The organism is Pseudomonas sp. efr-133-TYG-23 (genome assembly GCF_030209215.1).
In the GTDB taxonomy this organism is placed as follows: domain Bacteria; phylum Pseudomonadota; class Gammaproteobacteria; order Pseudomonadales; family Pseudomonadaceae; genus Aquipseudomonas; species Aquipseudomonas rhodesiae.
In genome coordinates, this window is the sequence record NZ_JARVSL010000013.1 from 348513 (window position 1) to 357937 (window position 9425).

The 9425-nt window shown below is 62.1% G+C and carries 3 protein-coding genes; all 3 read right to left on the reverse strand.

What is annotated here, in order from left to right; genetic code table 11:
• Positions 1-105: 105 nt before the first annotated feature.
• Genes recD through recC form a run of 3 tightly spaced genes read right to left on the reverse strand, consistent with a single transcriptional unit; the run spans position 106 to position 9283 of the window.
• On the reverse strand, positions 106-2163 hold the full coding sequence (recD, locus tag QRN41_RS09390; protein WP_167416586.1) for an exodeoxyribonuclease V subunit alpha: 2058 nt from the start codon (positions 2161-2163) through the stop codon (positions 106-108).
• On the reverse strand, positions 2160-5834 hold the full coding sequence (gene recB, locus QRN41_RS09395) for an exodeoxyribonuclease V subunit beta (RefSeq protein WP_167416585.1): 3675 nt from the start codon (positions 5832-5834) through the stop codon (positions 2160-2162). The genes recD and recB overlap by 4 nt, the downstream gene beginning before the upstream one ends.
• Positions 5831-9283, reverse strand: a complete 3453-nt coding sequence (recC, locus tag QRN41_RS09400) for an exodeoxyribonuclease V subunit gamma (protein WP_167416584.1) — start codon at positions 9281-9283, stop codon at positions 5831-5833. Before recC ends, recB begins: the two co-directional genes overlap by 4 nt.
• Between the last annotated feature and the right edge of the window lie 142 nt (positions 9284-9425).

Below are 9425 nucleotides of genomic sequence, written 5' to 3' on the forward strand. Positions count from 1 at the left end.
AGCGGCGGAAAACCCCGCGAGGCAGTGCCTTCGCGAGGTCCGCTATTTTTTCAGAAAATTCAGGCAGTAGAATCAGAAATATTAGATGACCTATCAGTCAATTTTTTAGGCGCCTTGGTCCAACTCCAGCATTAACCCACTCAAGCGCTTGACCTTGCGCCGCACCGCTTCCTCAAACACACCGCCGCGCGGCTCGATCAGGCTGAACCAGCGCTTGGCGCGGGTGATGCCGGTGTATATCAATTCTTTGGTCAACACCGGGTTCAGGGCGTCGGGCAGGATCAGCGCAGTGTGGGTGAATTCCGAGCCTTGGGATTTGTGCACGGTCATGGCGTACACGGTTTCCACATCGTTCAGGCGGCTGGGCAGCACGAATCGCACGCCGCCCTGGCCGTCATTACGTGGGAAAGCCACCCGTAGCACCTGAGGGCCACCGTCGCTTTCGGGCAGTTTGAGGGCGATGCCGATATCGCCATTCATCAGGCCCAGGCCGTAGTCGTTGCGCGTCATCAGCACCGGGCGACCTTCGTACCATTGCTCGTCACCTTCGATCAGCCGCACTTTACGCAGCGCCGCGGTGATTCGCAGGTTCAACCCCTCCACACCCCACGGACCTTTGCGCACGGCGCAGAGCAATTGGAACGCGTCGAAGGCCTGCAACAATTGCTGCGCCCAGGCCGTCCAGGCGTGGTCGTCACGGGGGGTGGCGGGTGACGGACGCGCCGATTGCAGCAGGTTCAGGTAATAGCGATAGCCCTCGGCACCGCCGCCCTGCCCGTCCAGCACCAGGCGCTCAAGCGCGTGGTCGTGTTCGCCCTTGAGGCTGACGCAGAACAGGTCGCTGTGGCTGCGCGCGGCCAGCAGCTTGCGGGCCTCTTCGGCTTTTTGCTGGTTGACCCAGCGCGCCAGTTGGCCGATGCCGCTACCTTCGCCGAACCGCCGCGAATAGCGCAGCATCACCACTTGTTGCGCCAGGGGGTGGCTGTGGTCCAGGTCTTCGCTCAGGCCGCTGGTGCTGAGGTCTTCACCGCTGACGGCTTGTAGCCACTGGCGCGTGTCGGGGCTGTACCAACCGGCTTCGGCGTCGCGGCATAAATCGCCGAGCACGGCACCGGCTTCCACCGAGGCCAGTTGATCCTTGTCGCCCAGCAATACCAGACGGGCATGAGGCGGCAGCGCGTCCAGCAGATTGGCCATCATCTCCAGGTCGATCATCGAGGCTTCATCCACCACCAGTACATCCAGGGGCAGCAAGTTGCCCGCATGGTGACGGAAATGCCGAGTGCCAGGGCGACTGCCCAGCAAACGGTGGACGGTGGTGACTTGGGTCGGGATCTTTTCCCGCACCGTATCGGGAACACTCAGCGACAGCACTTGCTGGCTGATGGATTCGGTCAGGCGCGCCGCCGCTTTGCCAGTGGGAGCGGCCAGGCGAATGCGCAGCGGGCTGCCGGATTCCACGGCCGGCGCCTGCAACAGCGCGAGCAGGCGCACCACAGTGGTGGTCTTGCCGGTGCCGGGGCCGCCGGTAACGATGCTGAATGCCCCTCGGGTAGCCAGGGCGCAGGCGAGTTTCTGCCAGTCCACTACGCCGTCGGGCGCGGGTTGAGCGAACAGGCCATTGAGCCGCTCTGGCAAATCGGCGGTGAAGTTTTCCTGCGTCGCCAGGCGCTGGCGCAATGCGAAATCGATACGTCGCTCGTAGGTCCAGTAGCGCCGCAGGTACAGACGTTTCCCCGACAGCACCAGAGGCCGGCTTTGTGCCGCTTCACTGCCGTCGAGTGCAAGGGCGACCAACGAGCTGGCGGCCAGTGCATGGCACCAATGGGCGCCATCGAGGCCATCGAGCAACTGCGACGGAAGCAACATCGCGCCGGTCTGCAGGTCGCCTTCGGGCGGTAGGGACAGGGCAAAATCCGGCGCCTTTAGGGTTTCGAACAGATCAAGGCAGACGTGCCCGTGACCCAATTGGTGGCTGGTCAACGCCGCAGCGAGCAACACCAGAGGATCGGCCTGGGGATCGAGTTCGTGCAGGAAGCCAACGAAAGCCTTATCCAGCGCCCGCAACCAGCCGCGCTCGACCCAGCGTTCCAGTAATTGCACTAGATCGGCGGAGCGTTCCAGCGGCGCTAGTGCCTCCAGCGGTAATGGCGACAGGCTCATAACAGCACTCCTTGTTCCCAGGCCGGCTCAGTTTTGGGTGGCAGCGGTTTGCCTTGGAACAACAGGTCCAGGCCTTCGATCAGCGCCCGTGGCGGCCGGGTGAAATACGCGCCTTGGCTGGAAGACTGGGTGCCGCGCAGGAACAGATACAGTGCGCCGCCAATGTGGCGGTCATAATCGTAGTCGGGCAAACGTGCCTTGAGCTGGCGATGCAGGGCCAGTAGGTAGAGGACGTATTGCAGGTCATACCGATGCTCAAGGATCGACTGTTCCATGGCTTGCGGGGTGTAGGCCGAATCGTCGGGCCCGAGCCAGTTGGATTTGTAGTCGGCCACGTAGTAGCGGCCGTCGTGTTCGAACGTCAGGTCGATAAACCCCTTGAACATGCCGTTGAGCAGCACTGGTTCGGCAGCCACCCGGGCGACGCCGTCATGGGTGTACTGACACACCAGTTTATCCAGGGCGAGCACATCGACCTTATGACTGGCGAACCAGAACTCCATCTCGATCTGATAGTGCCGCAGGCCGCTCAAGGCCACGCGACCGTTATCCACAGGCAGTGGCGTGTGCAGCAGATGGCCCAGCCAGGCACTGAGGGTAACGATCCACCCCTCCCAGTTGCGCCGATTGCAACGCGCGCCGACGGCTTTTTCGATGGCCTGCGGCGTCACGTTGAAGCCTTCTTCACCCGCCCATTCCAGCAAACCGTGCAGGAAGGTGCCGGGGTTGGGGCCGCGTGGGAAACGGTGAATGTCGCCACCAGACGCTACCACTTCACGCGGTGCATCCGGGTCCAGGCGCTCGTCATCGAACAGCTTTTGCGCTTGTGGGTTTTCGGGCGCTTCGAGGGTCGCGGTGCTCAGGCTGTCGCCAATACGCAGTGCGCTGTAGGACGCAATCCACCAGTTTTCCGCCGCCTTGCGGCTGGGCAACAACGGCGCGAGCAGCGTGGCCTGGTTGCGCGGCGGGTGGAACAGCACCTTTTGCGCCTCAGGCACTTGGGCGTAATGGATGGCTGGGCAACCGTCCTGCAAATCCAGCAGCCAACGGGCCAGGCCCGTCGACTCGCGCAGCACACTGCCGCCGCCAAGCAAATAGCCCAGCGCACACAAGTGCAGGACCGAACTACTGCTGTTGCCGCGCTTGAGGTCGGCGACGCCCAGCCAGCACGCGTGCTTGGCGCGGGTCAGGGCGACGTAGAACAAGCGCAGGTCTTCGGCCAGCCGCTCGTCGTCAGCCTGGGCAATCAGCTCGGCGGTCGGGCGCAGGCTGACCTGGGATTTGCCATGTTCATCGTGGTAGTGCAGCGGCAGGCGGCTGCCGTCCACGGGTTTGGCCGAACAAATAAACGGCAGAAACACCAGGTCGTATTCCAGACCTTTGGATTTGTGGATGGTGACCACTTTGACCAATTGCTCATCGCTTTCCAGGCGCAGGATCTGCTCTTCACCGGCTTGACCCGACAGCGCCAGATGCTCGGCCAGGTGGCGGATCAATGCTTGTTCGCCGTCCAGCTCCGAGGCGGCCTGTTGCAGCAGTTCGCTCAAGTGCAAGAGGTTGGTCAACACACGTTCGCCGTCGCTGCGGGCGATCAGGGTCTGCGGCAATTTGAAATCGTGCAGCAAACGCCGCAGCATCGGGAGCACGCCTTGGGTGCGCCAAATCGCACGGTAACCGCGAAACTGCATAACGCGGCTTTCCCACGCCAATTCGTCCTGATTCAGACGCTCCAGTTCGGGCAGCGACAGATTTAACGTGACACACGCCAGGGCGGCACGCAGGGGGCGCTCCATATCCGGCTCGGCGCAGGCTTTGAGCCAGGCCAGCAGGTCGTGGGCTTCCTGGGCGGCGAACACCGAGTCCTTATCGGACAGGTACACGCTTCGCACACCCCGAGCGGCCAATTCCGCACGCACGGCTTGGGCCTCCTTGCCGTCGCGGACCAGGATGGCGATATCCGACGGCAATACACCTTTGAAGCTGGCGTCCGGCTGTAGGAAACCGGCCTTGCCTTGCTGCCCGGCATTGAGCAGCTCAACAATCTGCGTAGCACAAGCAGCAGCCAGCTGCTGGCGGTACACCGCGTTGGAAATCGGCTGGTCGGTTGCCAAGTGCCAGAGGTTCATCGCCGGCACAGGCTGGCCGTCGACCAGCAAGGTCTCTTTGCGGCCTTGGGACAATACCGGCTGGAACGGCACCGGGTTATCGCCATTCGGCTCGCGGAATAAAAACGCGCCACGCCCGGATTCCGCACGCTGGAACACATGATTCACTGCGTCGACCATTGCATGGCTGGAGCGGAAGTTGGTGCCCAGGGTGTGATGGCGGCCGAGTGTGGATTTACGTGCGCGCAGGTAGGTGTAAATGTCGGCGCCACGGAAAGCGTAGATCGCTTGCTTGGGGTCACCGATCAGGAACAGGCCGCTATCCAGGTGGTTTTCTTCGATGCGATAGATGCTGTCGAAAATGCTGTATTGCACCGGATCGGTGTCCTGGAACTCATCGATCAACGCGACTGGGAATTGCTCGCGGATCACGCTGGCCAGGCGCTCGCCGCCCTCTGCTTGAAGGGCCGCGTTGAGACGGATCAGCATGTCATCGAAGCCCATTTCGGCGCGTCGACGTTTTTCCTCTTCGAAGCGTTTACCCACCCAGGCGGCGGCGTGTTGCAACACGGCGGCGTCGGGGGTGGGCAACGCGTCAAGGCTGGCTTTGAGGTTGGCCATGGCATCGATAGCGGGATGCCGGGGCGGCTCGCCCTTCCAGGCTTCGGCCATGCCCTCGGGCGTGAGGCGTGTGAAGCCGGTGCCGATGTCCAGTTGCTCCTGGGTTTCATCGCTTGCCCAAGCACTGATTTTTTCGAACCAGGGCTCGAAATAGCGCGCTTGCATCTTGCGACCGTCGACGGCTTTGGCAGCCACGGCCTGCAGGCAAAGATCGCGCAGTTCGGCGGCCCACTGCTGCCATGGCGCTTTGAGGGCGACCAGCGCTTCGCGGCGCTCCTGCAAACAGGCGTTGATCAACTCGGCGGGATCGCGGGTTTCGTCGCTGGGACGCTCGCTGCCGAACAGCGCGCGCACGCGCGGCATCAGCGCAGCGGGGCCGCCCCAATGAGTGCGCACCCAGTTTAGGGCATCGTCGTGCATCGGGTAGCAGAACAGCCGCCAGTAATCGCGCAGTACTTCGCCGAGCAGGTCGCTGTGATCGGTTTCCAATGTCTGGGTAAACAGGCTGCCGCTGTCGAACGCATGTTCGCGCAGCATGCGCTGGCACCAACTGTGGATGGTGGACACAGCCGCTTCGTCCATCCACTGGGCAGCGATGTCCAGGCGGTTAGCGCAGGCGGGCCACTGCTCAGGCGCATAGTGCACACGCAGGTCGGCGATCAGAGCGTCGGGCGACGGGATCTCATCGCGGAAAAACCGCGCAGCTTCAGCCAGGCGAATGCGGATACGCTCACGCAGCTCCTTGGTGGCGGCGTCGGTGAAGGTCACCACCAGGATCTGCGGCGGCAGCAATTCACGACCAAAACCCCACGCATCGCCGCCGTGGCCAAGCACCAGGCGCAGGTACAAGGCGGAGATGGTGAAGGTCTTGCCGGTGCCGGCGCTGGCTTCAATCAGCTGGCTACCTTTGAGTGGGAAGGCCAGGGCCAAAGGTGTGCTGCTCATGCGCCGGCCTCCTCGCCAGTAAGTGATCGCCACGGCGCATCAAGCATGGGTCGGTACAGTGTTTCGCACCAACCTTCGAATTCTTCGCTGGCCACCAAGGCTGCGTAATCCGGAAATTGGCGCGTGAGTGCGGGGGTTTCCCGGCGTTCGCCGTCGGTGGTCAGCCCGTCGCCTTCGTAGGCTTTGCTCGCCGCGGCATGGGCTTTGGCCGGATCGGTCTGGCCCAACCAGGCGAATGCGGTCTTGACCGCCACCGGCAGCGGCTTGCGCATGCCGCTGTGCCAGGCCAGGAGCAGGTGGCCGAGGATATCCTGGGCGAGCGCTGGGTCCAGGGGGGCCAACAGCAAGGTGTCATCACTGGCCACCAGGCCGGTACTCAACGGCAGCCCGCAAGCGCAGGCCACCAGATGATTGACCCATGGGCGGATCAGACGATGCCACTTGCGTGTCTTGATCGAGCCGATGCTATTAGGGATGGTGCTGACGCTAAGCAACCCGCCATCACTGCGCCGATGCAGCCCACTGATCCAGCCTTCCAACCTGATCCCCTGATGCTCAAAACTGACCGGTTCCGTCGCGGTATGCGGGATTGGCCATAGGGCCAGTAGTTGCTGGTAGCGTTGCAGCAGGCCGGGCAAAGGCTCGATCAGTTCGTTGCGCAGGCATTCGCCGAAACCAACCATGGGCAGCAGGCCACTGCCTTGTAGGCGCTGGGCCTGCGCCTTGAGCGCCTGGTCGAGGTGCTCCGGTTGGCTCAGCGCGGCATTGAGCAGGCTGTCGCTCAGGCTGTAGCGTTGCAGAGCATCAAGGACGAAGGGTTCCTCATCGGCCAGAGGTACTTCGGCGGCCTCAAAGAACACTTTCAGACGCTGGCTGAAGAAATGCTTAACCGGGTTGCGTAGGAAATCCTGTAACTGACCGAGACTTAGAGGTTCTTCTTGCTGATGCTGCGCCAATTCCGGCTCCGTGCCGGTGACGGGCACGTCCTCGTGCAATACCTGCCATTCGCGGGCGTAGCTGAACAGCGGATCGCCTGCGTGGAAATAGCGGGCGCTGAACGGCTGCAATGGGTGTTCCTGGGTCAGCGCGTCAATGAGGGGGGCGTCGTTCGCCGCGTGCTTCCAGCCGCTGGCGAGATGATCGCGCAACTGGCCGATCAGCACCGAAGCCGGACGCTCGCTGTTGTCGCGGATGCTGCGGCCGACCCAACTGATATAGAGCTGGTCTCGGGCAGAGAGCAGGGCTTCGAGCAGCAAGTAACGGTCGTCTTCGCGACGGGACCGGTCGCCTGGGCGGTAGTCGCTGCCCATCAGGTCGAAGTCCAGCGGTGGTTGGGCGCGAGGGTAATCGCCGTCGTTCATACCCAGCAGGCAGACCAGCTTGAAGGGAATGGCACGCATGGGCATCAGGGTGCAGAAATTGACAGCTCCGGCGAGGAAACGTTGGGACAGTCGGCCTTGATCCAGACCGGCGAGCCAGGCTTCGCGGACCACGGTGAGCGGTAACTCGTCCTGCAGGCCGACGGACTCACAGGTTTCCAACCAGGTTTCTCGCAGCTGTTCCAGTTGGCTCAGCAGATAGTCATCGTGTTCACTACTGGCCAGGAAGAACCGCTGCATCAAGTCTTGCAAGCGCTCGCCCCATTGCTGCGGCGCTGCTGGCTCGGACAAGGCCTGATGAGCGTCACTCAGCGCATCGAGCAAGGCAACCAACGGGCCAATCAGCGCCGCGTCGAGGCCGCCAATTTCGTCGTAAGGTTCGATACCTTCGCAGGCCGCGCCGCTGCCCACCGCGTACCCCAGCAACATGCGGCGCAGGCCGAAGCGCCAGCTGTTCTGTTCAAGCTCAGCAGGCAGGCCCAGGCCGGCACGCTGTTGCGCGTCGAGCCCCCAGCGGATACCAGCGCCTTCGATCCAGCGATGCAGCGTCGGCAGGTCGCGTTCCTTGATTGCAAAGCGTTCGCGCAGGGCGGGGACGTCGAGCAGATCGAGGACTTCGCTGACGGGGAAGCGGCTGTCGGGGAGTTTAAGTAGATGCTCGACTGCGATCAGCAACGGATCGCGGCCGCGTTGGCCCTGGTCCGTCAGGGTGAACGGGATAAAGCGCGGATCGTTGCGCTCAAGCTGACCGAACACAGCGCGTATGTGCGGCGCGTAGCTGTCGACATCCGGGACCATAACGATGATGTCACGAGGACGCAGCGTGGGATCGGCACTGAAGCGCTGCAGCAGTTGGTCGTGCAGCACTTCGACTTCACGTTGCGCGCTGTGGGCGATGTGGAAACGGATAGACGAATCATGCTCCAAGTCGACAGCGGGCCATAGATCGCGGGTTTCATTGAGTGGGCGCAGTTCGAGGATATCGTCCTGCAACTGATTGAGCAGTGTGGTCGGGGTGCTCTCGCTGAACAGATCGATGCGTCCATCGCGGAATGCGGCGCGGTAGCTATTGGGATCATCGTAACTGTCCAGCAGGCTGATGTAGTCGCGCCCCTGTTTGCCCCAAGCAGCCAACAGCGGATGGGCATGCTGGTGCAGGGTTTGCGGGTCGATACTGATCGGCATGCCGGCTTTACGCGCCTGGCGTTTGTATTTGTTTCGAAGCAGGTCTTTGTCGGCCACGATGTCGGACCAATGGTGGCGACAGGGGTTGTGTACGCATAACAGAACTTGACTGAAACGAGCCAGACCGGCGAGTGCTTCGAGAGCCTGGGCGGGTAACGACGAAATACCGAACACGATGACCCGTGAAGGTAGGTCGGGTGGAGCTTCCTCCAGGGTATTGATGCGTTCGATAAAACGCTGATGCACGCCGGCACGGCTTTCGGCCATGCCCTCCTCACCGACATCCAGCAGCAACGCACGCCATAACTCGGCCTGCCAGCAGTTCGCCGGACTGAGGGGCTTGGCCTCACCTCGTCCATTGCGCAGTTGATGGCGACCGGCAGCCCAATCTTCCAGCCAGTCGGCGCGGTAGACCTGATATTGGTCGAACAGGTCGGCCAGGCGTTCGGCCAATTGATAGCGTTTGCGCAGGTCGGTGTCGTGGGTCAGGAAGCGCTGCAACGGCTCGAAGTGCGGTTGGTCAATGAGCTCGGGCAGTAGGCGCATCAACCGCCAAGTGAGTGGGGCTTTATCGAGCAAGGATTTGGGAGGGATTTCGTCACGCCCCAGGACCATGCGATAGAGCTGCCACATAAAACTGCCGGGAAGTTGTACGTCGATGGCAGCAGCGATGCCGCAGCCGCCCATGTCATCGTCTTCCGGATCTTCAGCCAATGCCAGCTTGAGCCACTGGGCGATACCGTTGCTTTGTACCAATGCAATTTCATTTTCCAGGGGCGCGAGGGGATACCGGCGCATCCAGCTAACCACCAGGCTGCGCAACTCATCCAAGCGGTTACCGTGAACCACCATGAATCCAGCGCTGAGGGACATCGCATCCGGCATAACAGCTTCCTTGGTAAAGCAAAATCGGGGGTATGGACTTTAGCACCGAAGTCGGCGCTGATGATGCCCACGGCTTTTCGAGCGCACAAAACAAAACCCCAACTGCTTTCGCAATTGGGGTTTCGGAATTTAATCTTGACGA